This is a genomic window from Micromonospora globispora (genome assembly GCF_003857015.1).
Classification (GTDB): domain Bacteria; phylum Actinomycetota; class Actinomycetes; order Mycobacteriales; family Micromonosporaceae; genus Micromonospora; species Micromonospora globispora.
The window spans coordinates 1-18,325 of sequence record NZ_QGGF01000320.1; the positions used below are offsets into that span (position 1 = coordinate 1).

The following is an 18,325-nucleotide window of genomic DNA, read 5'->3' on the forward strand; positions in this document are numbered from 1 at the left end:
CCGCCAGGCGGTGGACGCCCTACGCTCGCTGCCCCGCAGCGGCCGGATCACCCGGCTGCTGGCGGTCAGCGTGGCGCTGACCCTCGCCTACGGCGCGGCCCTGTACCTCGCCCTGCTCGCCGTCGGCCTGCCGGCCGAGCTGTCCCTGATCGCGCCGATCGTGCTGGTCTGCGTCGTCGGGGAGGGAGTGTCCACCGCCGCCCCGACGCCGGGCGGGCTCGGGGCCACCGAGGCGGCCCTGGTCTCCGGACTGCTGCTCTACGGGATCCCCACCGAGACCGCGGTCGCCGGGGTGCTGGTCTACCGGCTGGCCACCTTCTGGCTGCCGGTGCTGCCCGGGTACGTGGCGCTGCGGATGCTGGTCCGCCGGCACGCCGTCTGAGGAGGAACGGGGCCGGCGTGGATCCGTCGACGCCGGGTATGCGCCGCGGCATGGAGTGCCCGGGCCGGATCGTGGTGGTCTCCGCGGACGTCGGCGCCGGTCACGACACGGCGGCGGCCGAGCTGACGCGCCGGCTGCGGGGCCGGGGCTTCGTCGTGGACCGGTTGAACCTCCTCGACGTGCTGCCCCGGCCGGTGCACTGGGCCTTCAAGGAGGCGTATCGGGGAATCCTGCGTTGGTTGCCCTGGGGCTACGAGGCGCTGTTCGCCCTCACCAGCCGGTCCCGACTGTCGGCGTCGATGGTCCGGGCGCTGCTGCGTCCGGTCCGGCGGCGGATGCGTCGGGCGATACCGCCGGACGCCCGGGCGGTGGTGACCACCTATCCATTCGCGAACCAGCTCCTCGGACCGCTCCGCCGGCAGGGACGGCTGGTCGTCCCGGTGATCACGTACGTCACCGACTTCGTAGTCCATCCCACCTGGCTGTCGCCCGGGGTGGACGTCTACTGCACGGTGCGGCACGCCGAGGTGCGACCCTCGGGCGCCGCCGACGGCATCGACGTCACGGTGGTGCAACCGCTGGTGTCCCGCGCCTTCTCCGCCGCCTCGGCCGTCAACCGCCGGGAGGCCCGGCAGCGCTTCGGCCTTCCGCCGCACGGTCGGCTGGCCCTCATCGTCGCCGGCGCCTGGGGCGCCGGGGACGTGGAAGCCACCGTGGCGGAGGTGAGCGCCACCGGCCGAGTACGCCCAGTGGTGGTCTGCGGCCGTAACGAGGCGTTGTACCACCGGCTGCGGCGGAGCGTCGACCACGTGTTCGGCTGGGTGGACGACATGCCGACGCTGATGCGGGCGGTCGACGTGGTGGTGGAGAACTCCGGCGGGCTGACCTGTCAGGAGGCGCTCGCCTGCGGTGTGCCGGTGGTGACGTACCGGCCGATCCCTGGGCACGGACGGGCGAACGCGTCAATCCTCGCGCGGACCGGCTTGACCCGCTTGGTCCCGGACTCGGCGCAGTTGCGGCCGGCGCTGGACGACCTGGCGACCGGGGAGACGCGCCCCGCCCGTACCGGCGGGTCGTCCCGGGTCGATCCGGCGGGTCTCGTCGCCGAGGCGGCCAGTGGACCGGTCAGCGCCGGAGCCGACGACACGCGGCGTCGGCCCCTGATGGATTCGCTCGGTGACGCGGTGGCCGTGGTCGCCGCCCTGCTCCAGTCGTCCGGCGGCCCCGGGACCGGCAGCCGGTGATCTGCGCCCGACGCGCCGGGCTGGTGGCCGGTGCCCTGGCGCTCTCTGCGTTCCACCTGGCGCCGGCGCTCACCGCCCTGCCGCCGGTGCGGCGGCGGTTCTTCCCGGGGCTCTGCGGCGCGGGTCCGGTGGACCGGGTCGCGCTGACCTTCGACGACGGCCCCGACCCGGAGTCGACCCCGCGGGTCCTGGAGGTGCTCGCCGAGCAGCGGGTCCGGGCCACCTTCTTCGTGCTGGGCGCGATGCTCGAGCGGGCACCCGCGCTCGGCGGGGAGATCGTGGCCGCGGGTCACGAGGTGGCGCTGCACGGCTGGGAGCATCACAGTCTGCTCCTGCGCGGGCCGGTGGCCACCGGGCGGGACCTGGCCCGGGCCCGGGCGCTGATCACGACGGTCACCGGCCGTACGCCCCGGTTCTTCCGCCCGCCGTACGGGGTGCTGACCGGCGCCGCCCTGCTGGCCGCGCGTCGGCTCGATTTGGAGCCGGTGCTCTGGAGCTGCTGGGGACGCGACTGGACCGGGTCGGCCACCGCGCAATCGGTCTTCGACACCGTGCGCGCCGACCTCACCGGCGGCGGCACCATCCTCTTGCACGACTCGTCCTGTACCGGCACGCCGGGCGCCTGGCGTGCGGGGCTGGCCGCGCTGCCCCGGCTGGTCGACGAGTGCCGGCGGCAGGGTTGGACGGTGGGCACGCTCGCCGAGCACCGGGACCGGGCGCAGTGACCCTCGCGGTGGCGGCCGCGCTCACCTCGACCTTCTGCTACGCCCTGTCGACGTCGCTGCACCAGCGGGCGGCCGTGCGGAGTCACCAGCAACGGGGGCGGCACGCGTCACCACGCCCGCCCCCGTCCTCGTCAGGGCAGCGGCTCGCCGGCCGCTCGGGCCCGGTCCGCGTCGGCGTCGGCGTCGGCGTCGCCCACCGGGGTTCCGTCCGAGTCGCGGGTGGCGTCCGTCAGGTCGGTGTCCGCCCCGGCCCGGGCGGCGTCGGCGCGGGCGTCGTCCGCGCCCACCACCGGGCCGCCCTCGCGTTCTCCGGTGTCCACGGTGAGCTCCCCGGCGGCGGCGAGGCCGAGCGGGGCGTACCTGGGATCGGTCATGGTCTCCTCCTTCGACGTTCTGCCTCCCGGCTACCCCGGGCGGGCGACGCCGACACCCCGACCCCTGACCAGTCCGCCGTGGAGGATGAGTCGGACGGACCGGTCAGGGGAGCGGGTCAGGCCTCCCGGCGGGCCAGGCCGCTCATCTTCACCGCGGTGTAGACGGCGGCGGCCAGGGCCACGTCGGAGAGGAGCATCAGGCCGATCGCGTACGAGGACTGCACGCCGTAGACCCAGCCCATGATCAGCGGCGGGACGAAGCCGCCCAGGCCGCCGGCCGCGCCGACCAGACCGGTCACGCTGCCCACCTTGTCGGCGGGGGCGACCTTGCCGACCAGCGCGAAGACGCCGCCGCTGGCCGCCCCGAGCAGCACCGCCATGCCGAGGAAGGTGACCGTGCCGACCGGCATCAGCGCCGGCTCGAACGCCTGCACCACCGCGAACGCGGCCACTCCCGAGAAGCACCAGACCAGCACGGGGACGGGGTGCAGCCGATCGGAGAGCCAGCCGCCGATCGGCCGCGCGATCACGGCGAGGACCACGAAGCCCGCGGTTCGCATCGCCGCGTCGACCGGCTCCAACCCGTACGCCGTGCGCAGGTAGGCGGGGAGGTAGACGCTGAAGGCGACGAACCCGCCGAAGCCCACCGCGTAGAGGAAGCACAGCTGCCAGGTCACTCCGAGCCGCCCGACCTCGGCCAGCCGGGCCAGGGCCGACCCGGCGGGGCGCTGCCGACCGGGTGCGTCGCGCAGCACCAGGAAGGAGAGCACCGCGTACCCGGCGAGGATCGCCGCCACCAGCAGGAACGGGGTCTTCGGCCCGTACGCGTCGGCGAGCTTCACGGTGGTGAAGTTGGCGATCGCCGTACCGCCCATGCCGACGCCGAACACGCCGAGGGCGAAGCCGCGGCGGACCGGCGGGTACCAGCCGGAGACGTGGGGGACACCGACGGCGAAGGCGGTGCCGCCGATGCCGAGGAAGAACCCGGTCACGATCAGCGCGGGGTAGGAGGAGACCGCCGTCAGGGTCAGCACCGGCACGATGGTGGCGAGGGTGACCAGCGGGAACATCACCCGGGCGCCGTACCGGTCGGTGAGCGCGCCGACCGGGATCCGGCCCAGCGAGCCGACCACCACCGGCACCGCGACCAGCAGGGACTGGGCGGCGAAGCTCAGGCCGAGCCGTTCCTTGATGCCGGGACCGAGCGGCCCGAGCAGCGCCCAGGCCCAGAAGTTGAGCAGGAAGCCGAGGGTGGCGACGGCGAGATTCACCATCGCGCCCCGGGTCGGCGCCGGGGTGGCGCCGACGGTGGCGGAGGGGGCCGCCTGGTTCCTGGTGGTCATCTGTCACCTCGTGCAGGTTCGTCCCGGGCTCACCCGGTCGACAATCGGGACTTTGGAATACCGCTTTTCGTGATCAGCTTCCCCGCTCGCTTCGCTGCCACACAGGGCCGGAAGTCCCGGTCGCCCCGTGACCCGCGACCTGACCGGGCCACGGGGTCACGGGGCCACCCGGGTCAGCGCCGCGACCGGGTGCGCTGCGGTTCGGGCAGCCGGGGCGGCCCGTCCCAGCCGGGACGGGTGGGCCGCAACCCACCGCCGCGGCCGTCCCGGCTCCGGTAGACGACGTAGGGGCGGGTGAGGTAGCCGACCGGGGCGCTGAACGCGTGCACCAGCCGGGTGAACGGCCAGAACGCGAAGAGCGCGAACGCGGCGAGCACGTGGATCTGGAAGCCCACCGGTACCTCCGCCATCACGTCCGGGTCGGGGCTGAGGTAGAACAGCGACCGGAACCAGGGCGAGACGGTCTCCCGGTAGTCGTAGCCGTCGCCGAGCACGTTGGCCCGGACGGTGGCCAGCAGACCGAGCACGATCACCCCGGCCAGCACCACGTACATCGCCTTGTCGTTGCGCGTGGTGGCCGCGAAGACCGGGCCGGTGAGCCGGCGGCGGGCGATCAGGATGCCCAGCCCGATCAGCGTGCAGAGCCCGGCGACGGTGCCGATGAAGACCGCCATCAGATGGTAGGTGTGCTCGGTGACGCCGACCGCCTCGGTCCACGACTTGGGGATCACGAGCCCGCCGACGTGTCCGACCAGGACCATCAGCACCCCGAAATGGAACAGCGGGCTGCCCCAGCGCAGCACGGCGCTCTCGTAGAGCTGGGACGAGCGGGTCGTCCAGCCGAACTTGTCGTAGCGGTAGCGCCAGATCAGCCCGCCGACCAGGATCGCCATCGCGAGATACGGGTACACCACCCAGAGCAGCACGTTCACGGTACAAGCCTTTCGTTCGCGACTGCGGGACTCCGCTCCGCTGCATTCCTCGCGCTCACCGCCGACCTCCCGTGGTCGTGTCCACCAGTCCGAACGGTTCCAGGCCCACCTGTTCGACCGGTGGGCCGGTACGGGCCAGCCGCGCGGCGGCGGCCAGCTCCGCCGGCCCGGCCGGCGGCAGCATCTCGCGCACCGCCGCCACCGCGTGCCGGTAGACCGACTTCTCCCGGCCCAGCGCCTCGACCAGCAGGTCGAGGCCGACCCGGTTGTCGCGGAGCAGCCGCCACCCGCCGTCGTCGACGGCGGCCAGGTCGAGCACCGCGGGCAGGAAGTCGGCCAGCTCGCCGCCGACCACCTCCAGGCCCGCCGCCTTGTACGCCGCGGTGAAGCCGACCAGCGCCTCGCCGCGCTTACGGGTGTCCCCGCAGGTGTAGTAGGTCAGGTGCAGGCAGCAGCGGCGACGGAAGTCGAACAGCTCGACGTACTCGCTGGCGAGCGTGCGGGGATCGCCGGCGGCCCGGTGCGCGACGACCAGCCGCAGCGGGTCGGCGACCGGGGCCGGCAGCTCGTCGAGGGCGTCGCCCAGCAGCGGCAGGGCGGCGAGGATCTCCTCGTCGGGGTAGCGCAGCAGCAGCGACGCGGCCCGCGCCGCCACCGCCCGCCAGGTCGGCTCGCTCATCGGTCCGTCCCCTCCACGTGCTCGGTCTCCTCGGGTCGGGGCGGGAACAGCCCGGGCGGCGTGCCCTTGCCGTCCCAGTTCAGGAGGTTCACCCGGCGGGGTTCGTCACCGGCGTCGGTGAAGTTGTCCGCGGTCTGCCGGTTGCGCAGCATGTGGAAGGTCTCCACCTGCACCGGCACCGGCGTGCCGGAGGACTCGCCGAACGGTCCCTGCCCGTACGGGCCGCCGCCGCCCATGCCCGGGCCGCCCTCGTAGTCGAGGCTGCACTCGGTGGCGATCTTCTCCAGCCGGTGCGCGTCCTCGGCGTGCGCGGCAGGGATGACGTAGCGCCGCTCGTACTTGGCGATGGCCAGCAGCCGGTACATCTCGTCCATCTCGTCCCCGGTCATGCCGACCGCGGACGCGATCGACTCGTCCGGCTTCTCGCCGAGGTTGATCCGGCGCTGGTAGGAGCGCATGGCGGCGAGCCGGTTCAGCACGCCGCGCACCGGCTCCGGGTCCCCTGCGGTGAACAGTTCGGCGAGGTACTCCACCGGGATCCGCAGCGCGTCGATGGCGCCGAAGAGGTTGCCGGCCTCCTCACCGTCGTGGCCGGTCTCGCGGAGCACGTCCACCACCGGCGACAGCGGCGGGATGTACCAGACCATCGGCATGGTCCGGTACTCCGGGTGCAGCGGGAGCGCCACCTCGTACTTCATGATCAGGTCCCAGATCGGCGAGCGCTGGGCCGCGTCGATCCAGTCGTCGGCGATGCCCGCCTCGCGGGCGGCGGCGATCACCGCGGGGTCGTGCGGGTCGAGGAAGACCGAGCGCTGCGCGTGGTACAGATCGTCCTCGTTCTCGATCGCGGCGGCCTCCGCCACCTTGTCGGCGTCGTAGAGCATCAGGCCGAGGTAGCGCAGCCGGCCGACGCAGGTCTCCGAGCAGATCGTCGGCTGCCCGATCTCGATGCGGGGGAAGCAGAAGGTGCACTTCTCCGCCTTGCCGGTGCGGTGGTTGAAGTACACCTTCTTGTACGGGCAGCCGGTCACGCACATCCGCCAGCCGCGGCAGCGGTCCTGGTCGACCAGGACGATGCCGTCCTCGGCCCGCTTGTAGATCGCCCCCGACGGGCAGGACGCCGCGCAGGACGGGTTGAGGCAGTGCTCGCAGATCCGCGGCAGGAAGAACATGAAGGTCTTCTCGAACTCCTGCTTCACCTGGTCGGAGACCTTCGCCAGCACCGGGTCGCCGGCGGCGATCTCGTTGCCGCCCGCCAGGGAGTCGTCCCAGTTGGCGCTCCAGGTGATCTTCGTGTCCTTGCCGGTGAGCAGGGACTTCGGCCGGGCCACCGGAATGTCGTCACCGGCCGGGGCGGTGAGCAGGTGTTCGTAGTCGTACGTCCAGGGCTCGTAGTAGTCCTGCATGGACGGCAGCTTCGGATTGGCGAAGATGCTGAACATCTTCTTCAACCGCCCGCCCGAGCGGGGCTTCAGCTTGCCGGAGCGGGTCCGCACCCAGCCGCCCTGCCAGCGCTCCTGGTTCTCGTACGTGCGCGGGTAACCCTGCCCGGGCCGGGTCTCCACGTTGTTGAACCAGACGTACTCGACGCCGGACCGGTTGGTCCACGCCTGCTTGCAGGTCACCGAGCAGGTGTGGCAGCCGATGCACTTGTCGAGGTTCATCACCATCGCCATCTGTGCCATGACCCGCATCAGTACTGCACCTCCTGGGAACGGCGCCGGATCACGGTGACCTCGTCGCGCTGGTTGCCGGTGGGACCGAGGTAGTTGAACGCGAACGACAACTGCGCGTACCCGCCGATCAAGTGGGTGGGCTTGACCAGCAGCCGGGTCAGCGAGTTGTGGATGCCGCCGCGGCGGCCGTTGACCTCGGCCTTCGGCACGTCGATCACCCGCTCCTGGGCGTGGTACATGTACACCGTGCCCTCGGGCATCTTGTGCGTCACCACGGCCCGGCAGACCACCACGCCGTTGCGGTTGACCGCCTCGATCCACTCGTTGTCCCGAACGCCGATCTTCGCCGCGTCCGCCTCGCTCATCCACATCGTCGGCCCGCCCCGGGACAGCGTCAGCATGATGAGGTTGTCCTGGTACTCGGAGTGGATCGACCACTTCGAGTGCGGGGTGAGGTACCGGACGGTGATCTCCAGCTCGCCGTTGCGGCCGAGCCGCGGTTCGCCGAAGAGCTTGTGCATGTCCAGCGGCGGCCGGAAGATCGGCATCGCCTCGCCGGCCTCGTGCATCCAGTCGTGGTCGAGGAAGAAGTGCTGCCGACCGGTGAGGGTGTGCCACGGCTTGAGCCGCTCGGTGTTGATGGTGAACGGCGAGTACCGCCGGCCGCCGTGCTCGCTGCCGGACCACTCCGGACTCGTGATCACCGGCACCGGCCGGGACTGCGTGTCGGCGAAGGTGATCTGCTTGCCCTCGTGCTCGGCGGCCAGGTCGGCCAGCCGTACCCCGGTGCGCTTCTCCACGTCGTGGAAGCCGGCGGTGGCGACCCGGCCGTTGGTGGTGCCCGACAGCGCCAGGATCGCCTCGCAGGCGTGCACGTCGGTGGCCAGCGACGGCCGCCCGTCGGCCGCCCCGCCGCGCACCTCGCCGTTCTTGCGGCGCAGGTACTCGACCTCGGGGCGGACGTCGACCGCCACGCCCTTGCCGGTGGTGCCGAGGGAGTCCATCAGCGGCCCGAGGGCGGCCATCTTGTCGGCCACCGCGCCGTAGTCTCGCTCGACCACCACCAGCTTCGGCATGGTCCGCCCCGGCACCGGGGTCTCACCCTCGGCCGCCCAGTCGCGGACCCGGCCGTGCGGGGTGGCCATCGCGTCCGGCGTGTCGTGCAGCAGCGGCGCCGCGACCAGGTCCCTGCGGACGCCGAGGTGAGGCCCCGCCAGGGCGGAGAACGCCTTGGCGATGCCGTGGAACGCCTGGAAATCCGTCCGGGTCTGCCACGGCGGGTTGATCGCCGGGGTGAACGCGTGCACGAACGGGTGCATGTCGGTGCTGCTCAGGTCGTGCTTCTCGTACCAGGTGGCGGCCGGCAGCACGATGTCGGAGAAGAGCGTCGTGGAGGTCATCCGGAAGTCGAGGCTCAGCAGCAGGTCGAGCTTGCCCTCGGGCGCCTCGTCCCGCCAGGTCACCTCCTTCGGCCGCAGCTCCTCCGGGGCCTCGGCGGCGCGCAGGTTGGCGTCGGTGCCGAGCAGGTGGCGCAGGAAGTACTCGTTGCCCTTGGCCGACGAGCCGAGCAGGTTCGCCCGCCACACGGTCAGCACCCGCGGCCAGTTCTCCGGCGCGTCCGGGTCGGTGCAGGCGAACCGCACCCGCCCCTGCCCGAGCTGGTCGGCGACCCACCCGCCCGGGTCGTCCGGCGCCGCCGCGAGGGCCTCGTCGGCCAGGTCGAGCGGACTGCGGTCGAACGTCGGCATCGACGGCATCCACCCCGAGCGGGCGGACTGCGCCAGCAGGTCCATGGTGTGCTTGCCCGCGAAGGCGCCCGTGCCGGTCGGCGAGGCCACCACGTCGGCGGAGTACGTGTCGTAGCGCCACTGGTCGGTGTGGACGTACCAGAAGGCGGTGCCGATCATCTGCCGCGGCGGGCGGACCCAGTCCAGCCCGAACGCGAGCTGCTGCCAGCCGGTCACCGGCCGGCACTTCTCCTGGCCGACGTAGTGCGCCCAGCCGCCGCCGTTGACGCCCTGGCAGCCGGTGAGGGTCACCAGCGCCAGGATGGCCCGGTACGTGGCGTCGGAGTGGAACCAGTGGTTGGTGCCCGCGCCGAGCAGGATCATCGACCGGCCGCCGGAGCGCTCCGCGTTGTCCGCGAACTCCCGCGCCACCCGGGCCACCTGCGCGGCCGGTACGCCGGTGATCGGCTCCTGCCACGCCGGCGTGTACGGCACCTCGACGTCGTCGTAGCCGGCCGGCCACTGTCCGGGCAGCCCGTCGCGGGCCACCCCGTACTGCGCCAACAGCAGGTCGAACACGCTGGTCACCAACTGGCCGTTGACCGTCCGGGTCGGCACGCCGCGCCGCAGCACCTGCGGGGTGTCGGTGTCGAAGCGGGGCAGTTCCACCTCGACCGCCGCGCCGCCGAGGCAGGTCAGCGCCGGCTCCAGGTCGCCGAGGTCGAGGTTCCACTGGCCCGGCTGCTCACCCCAGCGGTGCCCGAGGCTGCCCCGCGGCACCGCGGGCGCGTCGGTCGCCGAGTCCCACAAAACCGTCTTGAACGCGGCCTCCTTGCCCGACTCGCCGAGGTCGGCGGCGGTGAGGAACTTGCCCGGCCGGTAGCCGCCGTCCGCGCCCGGCTCAAGGGTCACCAGGAACGGCAGGTCGGTGAAGCGCCGGACGTAGTCGACGAAGTGCGGCGTGCGCCGGTCGACGAAGAACTCCTTGAGGATGACGTGTCCCATCGCCATGGCGAGGGCTCCGTCGGTGCCGGGCTGCGCCGGCATCCACTCGTCGGCGAACTTGACGTTGTCGGCGTAGTCGGGGCTGACCACCACCACCTTCTGGCCGCGGTAGCGCGCCTCGGCCATCCAGTGCGCGTCCGGCGTACGGGTCACCGGGACGTTGGAGCCCCACATGACGAAGTAGGAGGCGTCCCACCAGTCGCCGGACTCGGGTACGTCGGTCTGGTCGCCGAAGACCTGCGGGGAGGCCACCGGCAGGTCGGCGTACCAGTCGTAGAACGACAGCATCGAGCCGCCGAGCAGCGACAGGAACCGCGCGCCGACGGCGTGCGACACCATCGACATCGCCGGGATCGGGGAGAAGCCGGCGACCCGGTCGGGGCCGTACTCCTTGATGGTGTGCACGTGCGCGGCGGCGATCATCTCCTGGGCCTCGTCCCAGGTGATCCGCACCAGTCCGCCCTTGCCGCGCGCCTTCTGGTAGCGGCGCCGCCGCTCCGGGTCTGCCTGGATGTCCGCCCAGGCGGCCACCGGGTCACCGAGGCGGCGCTTCGCCTCCCGGTACATCTCCACCAGCACCCCACGGGCGTACGGGTAGCGCACCCGGGTGGGGGAGTAGGTGTACCAGGAGAAGGCGGCGCCCCGGGGGCAGCCGCGCGGCTCGTACTCGGGCCGGTCCGGTCCGACGCTCGGATAGTCGGTCTGCTGCTGCTCCCAGGTGATGATGCCGTCCCGGACGTACACCTTCCAGGAGCAGGAGCCGGTGCAGTTCACGCCGTGGGTCGAGCGGACCACCTTGTCGTACGACCAGCGGTCGCGGTAGAAGGCGTCCGCCTCCCGTCCGCCGATCTGGTAGAGCGCCCGGCCGTCGGGGGACACCTCCGCCCGGCGGACGAGCCCGCCGACCTCCAGCAGAGCTCGACCGGCACTTTCGGTCGCTCGTGACATACGCCTCATCCCTCTGATCGATGCCCTGTTGGGTGACCACCTCGATGCCGGTCGCGGTGGCGCGCAACCGGAGCCGTGGCGGGCCCGGGCCAATCCTCACCAGGGTGGGCGCCGGGCAACCGGGCCAAAGGTCCCGAGATCAGGAATCTGAGGGTCCGCTTTTGAGGGGCAGCCGTTCGGGCGCGGCGGCGGTCGCCGGGGTCAGGCCGCCACGGGTCCGGCGGGCATCGTTTCGCCGGCGGCCACCAAGCGGTATCCGTTGACGATGTCCGGGTGGATCCGCAGCACGCAGTCGGCGGAGTTGTCGATCCAGGGCTCCACCAGTCCCTCGTAACGGCTCTTCTCGACAGGGTCCGGCACAAGTCTGGCCATACCGGTCACGACGACACTCCATCCGGTGCGAGTGTCCGCGTCGATCGCGTCGGCCTCGTAGGCGACCACGGAGCCGGGGCCGCCGACGGCCGAGGCCAGGGCGGAGCCGAGGTTGGTGCGGATGATCAGATGCCCGTCCACGAAGGCGTGGTTGACCGGCCGGATCGCCGGCAGCGCCCGCTGGGTGAAGACGACACGACCCATGCGCGCCTCCGCCAGGAGCCGCAGCGCCTCGTCGCGGGGAAGTTCCCGCAGCAACCGACGGTCGTCCATGCTTGTCTCCCTCCCGGGTCCACCGGATCGCTCGACGACGCCGTGCCGTCGAGACCCGATCTCCCAAGCTGCCCCCGGTGCCGCCGGATCGGGCAGGGCCGAAGGTCCCGCCCTCGACCGCCCCGGACTCCGCCGCCCCGGCCGGCGCCGGCCGGCTCGCGGGCCGGAGGTCCCGCCGTCCGAGGGCCATCGGCCCCTAGGTACGGGGGTATGAGCTGGCCAGGCTTGGGCGGGTGACGAGCGTGCGTACGACTGCGGAAGCGGCGACGGGAATGCCGGGGCGTGGCCCGGCCGGGGTGCGCGTCCCGAAACGGGACGTGGCGGAACGCCCCTTCATCGTGATCTGGGAGGCGACCCAGGCGTGCCCGTTGGCCTGCCTGCACTGCCGTGCCTCGGCGCGCCCGAACCGCGACCGGGGGGAGCTGGACACGGACGAGGCGGTCCGGCTGATGGCCCAGGTAGCCGAGTTCGGCCGGCCCGCGCCGCTGTTCGTGATCACCGGCGGCGACCCGTTCCAGCGCCCGGACCTGGAGACCCTCGTCCGGCGCGGCACCGAACTCGGCCTGCCGGTCTCGGTCTCCCCGTCCGGCACGCCGACCCTCACCGCGGCGGCGCTGGCCGGCCTGCACCGGGCCGGCGCCCGCGCCGTCTCGTTGAGCCTGGACGCCGCCGAGGCGTCCGGGCACGACGGCTTCCGGGGCGTGCCCGGGGTGTACGACCTGACCGTGCGCGCCTGGCGGGAAGCCGTCGAGACCGGGCTGAAGGTTCAGATCAACACCACGGTGACCCGGGACAACGTGCTCGACCTGCCCCGGATCGCGGCGCAGGTGCGGGACCGGGGAGCGATGCTGTGGAGCGTCTTCTTCCTGGTGCCCACCGGCCGGGGCCGGGCGTTGCACTCCCTCGACGCCGCCGAGACGGAGGATGTGCTCAACGCCCTCTACGACCTCGGCGAGAACGTCCCGGTCAAGACCACCGAAGCGCACCACTTCCGCCGGGTCTGCCTGCAACGGGCGGTGCTCGCCCCCCGCGGCGAGGACCCCGTCCGGGCCCTCGGGCTCGGCCCGCTGTACCGGCGGCTGCGGCAGGAGCTCGACGAGCTGGCGCTGACCGACCGGCCCCGCCGGCCCCGCCGCCCACCCCTGCGGGTCAGCGCCGGCAACGGCTTCGTCTTCGTCTCCCATCGGGGCGACGTCCACCCCAGCGGGTTCCTTCCGGTGCCGGCGGGCAACGTCCGCGACCGGTCCCTGGTCGACCTCTACCGCACGTCGGAGCTGTTCACCGGGCTGCGCGATCCGCATCGCCTGCAGGGCCGCTGCGGCGCCTGCGAGTTCCGGGCCGTCTGCGGCGGCTCGCGCGCCCGCGCCTTCGCGACCACCGGCGACGTGTACGCCGAGGAACCGGCGTGCGCCTACCGGCCGGGTTCGTTCGGACGCCGGGAGGAACTCGCCGCCGTCCTCGCCGGCGCCGCACCGACCGGGGCGTAGCGGCCGGGTCCGGGACTTCCTGCCCTGCCCCGCGACACCGGCGCCGGGCGAGTCTCGGGCATGATCTCCGTACGACAGGCTGCCTTCGACGTCATCCGGGCGCACGGACTGACTGACCACCCTGTTCGGCAACCGTTCGGAGAATCCTTGGGATTCACTTCCTGCTTCCCAGGTCCGTGCCCCGGTAGTCCGAGGGCTTACAGGTCCTCCACAGGCGTTTCATGTCTCCGGGGAACTGCCCGGCGACGGTTCCGCGTTCAGGCGGTGGAGTGCATAGCGGCCAGCAGGTTCCGGGCTGCGTTGCGGTCGCGGTTGTGGAGTGTGCCGCACTGGCATGTCCACACCCGGTCCGACAGCGTCAGCTCAGCGTTGACCACCCCGCAGTCGCCGCACATCTTGCTGGACGGGTACCAGCGGTCGGCGGCCCAAACCTTCGAACCGTACCAGCCGGCCTTGTACTCGAGTTGGCGGATGAATTCTGCGAACCCGGCATCGGAGACCGCCCGGGCGAGCCTGCGGTTTCGAACCATTCCGGCCACGTTCAGGGACTCGACGGCGATGGCGCGCTTGGTTCTCGCGAGCCGCGTCGTGAGCTGATGCAGGAAGTCGGCCCGCCGATGTGAGACCGCAAGGTGCACGGCGGCGAGCTTGCGAGCAGCCTTGGCACGGTTGCTCGATCCCGTCCGGCAGCGCGCCAGGGCCTTGTTCGCCCGCCGCAGTTTGCGCTGCGCTGCCTTCAACGCGCGCGGCGGGTGGACTTCTTCCACCACGCCACTGTCGTCGGCGACAACCGCGAACGTTGTCAACCCGAGATCGATACCGCAGGTCGGGGCGTCGGCCGCAACCGCACGCCGCTGGTCGATGTCCGACCGGTCGATGTCGACTTGGAAGGACACCCACCAGCGGCCTGCCTGCTCGCGCACGGTCGCGCCGATGATGCGGGCGCAACCGTACGCGAGCCGGCCAGTCAGCCAGGACATGTCCTCGCGGGTGCGCACCGGCCCGACGCCGGGCAACGTGATCATCCCCGGGCCCGTAGGGTGAGCGCGGTCGGCGTCGTAGCGGAACCGCGATCCATGCTTACGCTTGCGCCACGTCGGGAATCCGACCCGCCGGCCGCGGCGGACGCCCGTGCGGGAGACGGCCCAGTTCTTCAACCCTGCGGCCCGGACCCGGCAGGCCTCCTTCGGCACCCGCGACGACAGCCCTTCCGCGCCGAACCACGGGAAAAGGGTGGAATGGGCAGCCCGCCACGCTTTCTCCAACGCAGGCGCCGACCACGGCACGGGCGTCAGCAACTCGTCCGGCACACCATAGGAACGCTCCGCCTCTCGCTGGTCGAGGGCCGCCTTGACCAGCGCAAGGCAGAAGTTCTCCACCACCCTGGACAGCCCAGCGTGCTGCGCGAGCCGGGACCGCTGCTTAGCCGTGGGCGCCAACTCGACCCGGTAGCCCTGCTTGACGCGGCTCACCCGGTCACCTCGGCCGCAATCATCGCCGCCCTGTCCCTACGGGCGGCTGAGTGGCGCCCGTATAGGCGAACGCGAAACCAGGTGAGCAGCTGCCGCATGTCCTCTGCCAGGTCGTCGCCGCCGTCGGCATCGTCGATCACCACCTCCGGCCAGCAGCGGCGAGCGCACACGTGAGGTACTCGACAGCGAAGCGGGCTAGCCGATCTCGGCGTTCTACCACGATGGTGGCCACCTGCGAGTCACGGAGCAGCCTCGCCAACTTTGGCCAGCTGCCGTCAAGCCCCGTCCCGACTTCGGTGACAACCTCGGCCACCGTCAGCCCCCGCCCGGTGGCCGCAGCCACGACCCGGCGGCCTGCCGCTCCAAGTCAGCACGCTGATCCGCCGAAGACGCCCGCCACCAGGCCACCGTCCGGCCTGCCGTCTCGGCGACTTGGTCCAGGACCAGGTACCGTCCGGTGTCGCTCCTGACCACCGGTACAGCCATCTGCCCGTTCTTGGCCCACGACCAAGCGGTCTGGTAGTGCACGCCGTTACGACACGCCCACTCAGACAACCTCACGGACTGATCATCGCCGAAAAGGGCAGAGAATCACCGATGACACACCGAACAGGTGCCGATCCGCACGTGCCGGCACTGTGGACGGCCGCCGGGTACGAGGTTCCTGTCACCGTCGTCATGCTGCGCAACGACCGGTACGCCGTGCTGGAGGACTACTGCGACTTCCTCGGCGTGTCCGGGGTCCCGGGCCTGCGGGTGCCGGGCATCGACGCCGTCGCGTTGGCCCGTGGCTACGGCGTCACCGGGTACCGCGTGGAGCAGGCCGACGAGGTGACCTGGGCGCTGCGGAACGCCCTGGCCCGGCCCCGACCGCACCTGATCGAGGTGCCGATCGACGGCTCGGGCGACACCCACTGGTGAGCGCGCAGAAGTCGTACGGGCGGGACCTCCGCCCGGGGTCGGAGCGGGACCTCTTGCTCTGCTGCGGCCGATCCGGACGGCGCAGCCTGAGGACATGATCTCGTTACTGCTCACCACCATCGGAGTGGCACTCCTCGCCGCCGGACCCGTGATGATCGCGCAGGGACTCATCGGCCGGCGGAGCATCACCCACGAGCTCACCAGTCAGAAGATCGCCTTCCCGTCCGGCGCCGGGCTGCCCGGCGACCTGGCCCGGTACGCCGGCACGCCGGTCCGCACCGGGGCTCAGGCCAGGGCCTACTCCGACCTGATCGCCGAGCATGTCGACAAGGCCACCGGCGGCCGGACCTACGCCGAGATCGCCGACGAGTGCTTGGCGGCCGGACGCACCGACGAGCGGCTCGCGCGGCTGCGGGAGACGGCGTTCATGGGGCAGACGCTGCGTGGGGCGCTGCTCGGGGCGTACCAGGCGTGGCAGATCACCGCGCTGGTCACCGCGCTCGGCGTACTGGTGGTGGCGATCGGCGCGGCGTTCCTCGCGATGGGCCTGCACCTCGGGTGAGCGTGGCGGGAAAGACGGTGGGCGGTGGCAGCGGCCACCGCCCACAGTGTTTCTGGCCCGCCTACACCGTGGTCGGCGTGATCCGGTCCCAGGCGCTGATCGGCAGCGCGATGACGGCGGCGGGGAAGAGGCCGTGCTCCTCGTTGTCGATGTGCCGGTGGAGCCGGTCGAGCGCGGCGAGCACCGCCGGCCAGTCGGGCGCGTCCCGGTCGATCGCGCCGAGCACCCCGTGGATGTCGTCGTGTTCGGCGCAGAGCTTCTCCACCGCTTCGGCGAGGCTTCCCTCGTCGCGCAGTTCCGTGAAGAGGCCGGTCTCCTCCGTGCTGGTGTGCGGCAGCAGCAGGTCGACCAGCTCGTCCAGCAGCGTCAGCAGGTCACCCTGGCCCTGCGTGATCGCGGTGCGCAGCCGGCCGGCGGCGTTGGCGATCTCCTCGTGCTCGGTCGAGAGGCGGCCGATCAGCGGAAAGTCCCGGCAGCCGCAGTAGTTGCACATCTCATCTCCCCAGGTTTGACACCAGGTCCAGCGTGCTGTCGAGATCGGGGCACCCGGTAGGGCCGCAGGTCCCGGCGGCATCGGGCCGGGCGGTCGGGACGCCGCCCGGCCCGGTGCGACGTCAGGCCCGGACGGCGACCCGCTGCAGCCGGATCTGCCACACGTCCGGACCGTCCTGCAGCCATTCGGCGGTCATGGCGGGGCCGTACCGCCGGTCGATCTCGGCCAGCAGCGGGCGGGGAGCGTGCGGGGCGACCAGGACCAGCGCGCCGTCGGGCGGCAGCGCGTCCAGGGCCGCCAGCACCCGGGCGTGCCGCTCCGCGTGGGGTACGTCCCGGACGTCCAGCCGCGGGTCGATGCTGAGCACCGCGGCCTCCCCGCCGCTCGGCGCGGCGTCTCCGCCACAGCCGCAGGAACCGCCACACCCGCCGGTCCCGGCGCTCTCCTCGGCGCCGATCAGGTCGTGCATGCCCTCCAGCAGCCCGGCCAGCGACACCTTCTCGGCGTCGGCAAGCAGCGGCACGACCAGCCCGTTCTCCTTGTCGAGGTGGACGGCGAAGAGGGCGGCGAGGGCGCGGGCGGCCGCGGCGGCGCGCGTCGGGCGGTTCGCCATCTCCAGCTCCGCGACCAGATCGAGGATCTCCCGGTGCTCGCGCAGCATGCCGTCCACCAGCAGGGCGCCCCGGTCGAGGGCCGCCGCCGCCGGGTACATCGTCGCCTCCTCGGCCTGGGCGTGCGGCAGCAACTCGTCGTGCAGCCAGCGGGCCAGTTCGTCGCGGCGTCGCAACACCTCGGCCTCGTCGCCGGCGTCGGCCGCCGCAAGGAGGCGGCCGGTGTGCGAGTCGAGGGTGGCGGCGAGTTCGGCGTGGTGCCGTACGACAGCCTGCGCGGCGCGGCGGTCGGCGGCGGGATCCGACTGTGACATGGAGCCCTCCCAGGGTTTTGATGCCATTTGGCGTTGTAACGTTAACCACCGTGGAAACCGCGAGAACAGGGCCTACCGGCGAGACGATCGACACGCCCCGTCACCGGGCGCTCGGAACGGCCAGCCGGGTGACCATCCTGAAGCTCGTCCGCGACGCCGAGGGCGGCATGACCGCCGCCGAGGTGGCCGAGCGCACCGGCCAGCACCTCTCCACCACCCGCACCCACCTGGACCGGCTGGTCGAGGCGGGTCTGCTGGTGAAGGCGCGGGCCAGCGGCGGGCAGCCCGGCCGCCCCGCGTGGCGCTACCGGGCCACCGGGCACGACGACCCGGCGCCGGCCCCCGCGCCGTACCGCGCCCTGGCGGCCGCGTTGCTCGAGCACCTCGCCAAGGACGACGGGGACACCCGGGCGGCGGCCGGCCGGGTCGGCCAGGACTGGGGCCGGCACCTCGCCGCGGCGGCCGACCAGGACGGCGGTCCCGTGCGCACCGTGCTGAACGTCCTCGACGGGCTCGGGTTCGCCCCCCGGCTGACCGAAACCGGCGGCGGCGCCGAGGTGCACCTGCACACCTGCCCCTTCCTCGACCTGGTCGGCCGCAACCCGGACGCGATGTGCGGCCTGCACGCCGGCGTGATCCGCGGCGCGCTGGAACAGGCGGGAGCGCCGGACGCGAGCGCCGTGCTGGAGCCCTTCGGGGCACCCACCGCCTGCGTGGTCCGACTTGGTCTGACGCGGACGGCGGCGTCCGGGGACGGCCCGGCATGACCGGGCCCCGGCCGGTAC

Annotated in this window: 17 protein-coding genes; 7 read left to right on the plus strand and 10 right to left on the minus strand. The window is 72.5% G+C overall.

The features are described 5' to 3' along the window. From DKL51_RS15760 to DKL51_RS15770, 3 genes are all read left to right on the plus strand, one after another. On the plus strand, positions 1–382 hold a 382-nt coding region (locus tag DKL51_RS15760; protein ID WP_124812199.1), incomplete at its 5' end, for a flippase-like domain-containing protein. 50 nt (positions 383–432) lie between these two features. After that, complete coding sequence (locus DKL51_RS15765) at positions 433–1,626, plus strand: MGDG synthase family glycosyltransferase (protein ID WP_109948023.1); 1,194 nt, start codon at positions 433–435, stop codon at positions 1,624–1,626. Beyond that, positions 1,623–2,351, plus strand: a complete 729-nt coding sequence (locus tag DKL51_RS15770; RefSeq protein ID WP_243420865.1) for a polysaccharide deacetylase family protein — start codon at positions 1,623–1,625, stop codon at positions 2,349–2,351. The genes DKL51_RS15765 and DKL51_RS15770 overlap by 4 nt, the downstream gene beginning before the upstream one ends. A gap of 131 nt (positions 2,352–2,482) precedes the next feature. Here the strand turns inward: DKL51_RS15770 and DKL51_RS15775 are convergent, their stop codons facing one another. The 7 genes from DKL51_RS15775 to DKL51_RS15805 all read right to left on the minus strand — a co-directional run bounded on the left by DKL51_RS15775 (position 2,483) and on the right by DKL51_RS15805 (position 11,680). Then, positions 2,483–2,725, minus strand: a complete 243-nt coding sequence (locus tag DKL51_RS15775) for a hypothetical protein (protein WP_109948019.1) — start codon at positions 2,723–2,725, stop codon at positions 2,483–2,485. A gap of 116 nt (positions 2,726–2,841) precedes the next feature. Beyond that, on the minus strand, positions 2,842–4,068 hold the full coding sequence (locus DKL51_RS15780; RefSeq protein ID WP_109948018.1) for an MFS transporter: 1,227 nt from the start codon (positions 4,066–4,068) through the stop codon (positions 2,842–2,844). 173 nt (positions 4,069–4,241) lie between these two features. Beyond that, the gene (gene narI / locus DKL51_RS15785) at positions 4,242–5,000 is read right to left on the minus strand and encodes a respiratory nitrate reductase subunit gamma (protein WP_109966571.1); all 759 of its coding nucleotides are present in this window, start codon (positions 4,998–5,000) and stop codon (positions 4,242–4,244) included. Positions 5,001–5,055: 55 nt separating this feature from the next. After that, positions 5,056–5,679 (minus strand): nitrate reductase molybdenum cofactor assembly chaperone, encoded by a 624-nt coding sequence (gene narJ / locus DKL51_RS15790; protein WP_109948016.1) that lies wholly within the window; start codon positions 5,677–5,679, stop codon positions 5,056–5,058. Beyond that, complete coding sequence (narH, locus tag DKL51_RS15795; RefSeq protein ID WP_109965705.1) at positions 5,676–7,373, minus strand: nitrate reductase subunit beta; 1,698 nt, start codon at positions 7,371–7,373, stop codon at positions 5,676–5,678. Before narH ends, narJ begins: the two co-directional genes overlap by 4 nt. Then, complete coding sequence (locus DKL51_RS15800) at positions 7,373–11,035, minus strand: nitrate reductase subunit alpha (RefSeq protein WP_109948014.1); 3,663 nt, start codon at positions 11,033–11,035, stop codon at positions 7,373–7,375. Before DKL51_RS15800 ends, narH begins: the two co-directional genes overlap by 1 nt. 201 nt (positions 11,036–11,236) lie before the next feature. After that, entirely contained in the window at positions 11,237–11,680 is a 444-nt protein-coding gene (locus DKL51_RS15805) for a pyridoxamine 5'-phosphate oxidase family protein (RefSeq protein WP_109948013.1), read from the minus strand. 296 nt (positions 11,681–11,976) lie between these two features. Here DKL51_RS15805 and DKL51_RS15810 point away from each other — a divergent pair, with 296 nt between their 5' ends. After that, positions 11,977–13,167: a TIGR04053 family radical SAM/SPASM domain-containing protein gene (locus DKL51_RS15810; protein ID WP_109948022.1), complete on the plus strand. Its 1,191-nt coding sequence runs from the start codon at positions 11,977–11,979 to the stop codon at positions 13,165–13,167. 257 nt (positions 13,168–13,424) lie between these two features. Here the strand turns inward: DKL51_RS15810 and DKL51_RS15815 are convergent, their stop codons facing one another. After that, entirely contained in the window at positions 13,425–14,639 is a 1,215-nt protein-coding gene (locus DKL51_RS15815) for an RNA-guided endonuclease TnpB family protein (protein WP_109948012.1), read from the minus strand. A gap of 597 nt (positions 14,640–15,236) precedes the next feature. Here DKL51_RS15815 and DKL51_RS15825 point away from each other — a divergent pair. Together DKL51_RS15825 and DKL51_RS15830 are read left to right on the plus strand one after the other, a co-directional pair. Then, the gene (locus tag DKL51_RS15825) at positions 15,237–15,560 is read left to right on the plus strand and encodes a thiamine pyrophosphate-dependent enzyme (protein ID WP_109965704.1); all 324 of its coding nucleotides are present in this window, start codon (positions 15,237–15,239) and stop codon (positions 15,558–15,560) included. A gap of 94 nt (positions 15,561–15,654) precedes the next feature. Then, positions 15,655–16,122 (plus strand): hypothetical protein, encoded by a 468-nt coding sequence (locus DKL51_RS15830; RefSeq protein ID WP_109965703.1) that lies wholly within the window; start codon positions 15,655–15,657, stop codon positions 16,120–16,122. 61 nt (positions 16,123–16,183) lie between these two features. On the opposite strand, the gene DKL51_RS15835 is transcribed toward DKL51_RS15830, so the two are convergent. Both DKL51_RS15835 and DKL51_RS15840 read right to left on the minus strand, forming a co-directional pair. Further along, positions 16,184–16,615 (minus strand): hemerythrin domain-containing protein, encoded by a 432-nt coding sequence (locus DKL51_RS15835; protein ID WP_109965702.1) that lies wholly within the window; start codon positions 16,613–16,615, stop codon positions 16,184–16,186. A 121-nt stretch (positions 16,616–16,736) separates the two neighbouring features. Then, entirely contained in the window at positions 16,737–17,540 is an 804-nt protein-coding gene (locus DKL51_RS15840) for a DUF2249 domain-containing protein (protein WP_109948008.1), read from the minus strand. 20 nt (positions 17,541–17,560) lie between these two features. Between DKL51_RS15840 and DKL51_RS15845 the strand changes: the two genes are divergently transcribed. Beyond that, positions 17,561–18,307: a helix-turn-helix transcriptional regulator gene (locus DKL51_RS15845; protein WP_124812200.1), complete on the plus strand. Its 747-nt coding sequence runs from the start codon at positions 17,561–17,563 to the stop codon at positions 18,305–18,307. The last annotated feature ends 18 nt before the right edge of the window (positions 18,308–18,325 follow it).

What these genes read in the sequence shown, in the direction of transcription:
- DKL51_RS15830 (WP_109965703.1), top strand. Translation starts at nt 15,655, where the DNA reads ATGATCTCGTTACTGCTCACCACCATCGGAGTGGCACTCCTCGCCGCC.
- narJ (WP_109948016.1), bottom strand. Translation starts at nt 5,679, where the DNA reads ATGAGCGAGCCGACCTGGCGGGCGGTGGCGGCGCGGGCCGCGTCGCTG.
- DKL51_RS15825 (WP_109965704.1), top strand. Translation starts at nt 15,237, where the DNA reads ATGACACACCGAACAGGTGCCGATCCGCACGTGCCGGCACTGTGGACG.
- DKL51_RS15835 (WP_109965702.1), bottom strand. Translation starts at nt 16,615, where the DNA reads ATGTGCAACTACTGCGGCTGCCGGGACTTTCCGCTGATCGGCCGCCTC.
- DKL51_RS15800 (WP_109948014.1), bottom strand. Translation starts at nt 11,035, where the DNA reads ATGTCACGAGCGACCGAAAGTGCCGGTCGAGCTCTGCTGGAGGTCGGC.
- DKL51_RS15775 (WP_109948019.1), bottom strand. Translation starts at nt 2,725, where the DNA reads ATGACCGATCCCAGGTACGCCCCGCTCGGCCTCGCCGCCGCCGGGGAG.
- DKL51_RS15845 (WP_124812200.1), top strand. Translation starts at nt 17,561, where the DNA reads ATGCCATTTGGCGTTGTAACGTTAACCACCGTGGAAACCGCGAGAACA.
- DKL51_RS15840 (WP_109948008.1), bottom strand. Translation starts at nt 17,540, where the DNA reads ATGTCACAGTCGGATCCCGCCGCCGACCGCCGCGCCGCGCAGGCTGTC.
- DKL51_RS15765 (WP_109948023.1), top strand. Translation starts at nt 433, where the DNA reads ATGGAGTGCCCGGGCCGGATCGTGGTGGTCTCCGCGGACGTCGGCGCC.
- narH (WP_109965705.1), bottom strand. Translation starts at nt 7,373, where the DNA reads ATGCGGGTCATGGCACAGATGGCGATGGTGATGAACCTCGACAAGTGC.
- DKL51_RS15805 (WP_109948013.1), bottom strand. Translation starts at nt 11,680, where the DNA reads ATGGACGACCGTCGGTTGCTGCGGGAACTTCCCCGCGACGAGGCGCTG.
- DKL51_RS15780 (WP_109948018.1), bottom strand. Translation starts at nt 4,068, where the DNA reads ATGACCACCAGGAACCAGGCGGCCCCCTCCGCCACCGTCGGCGCCACC.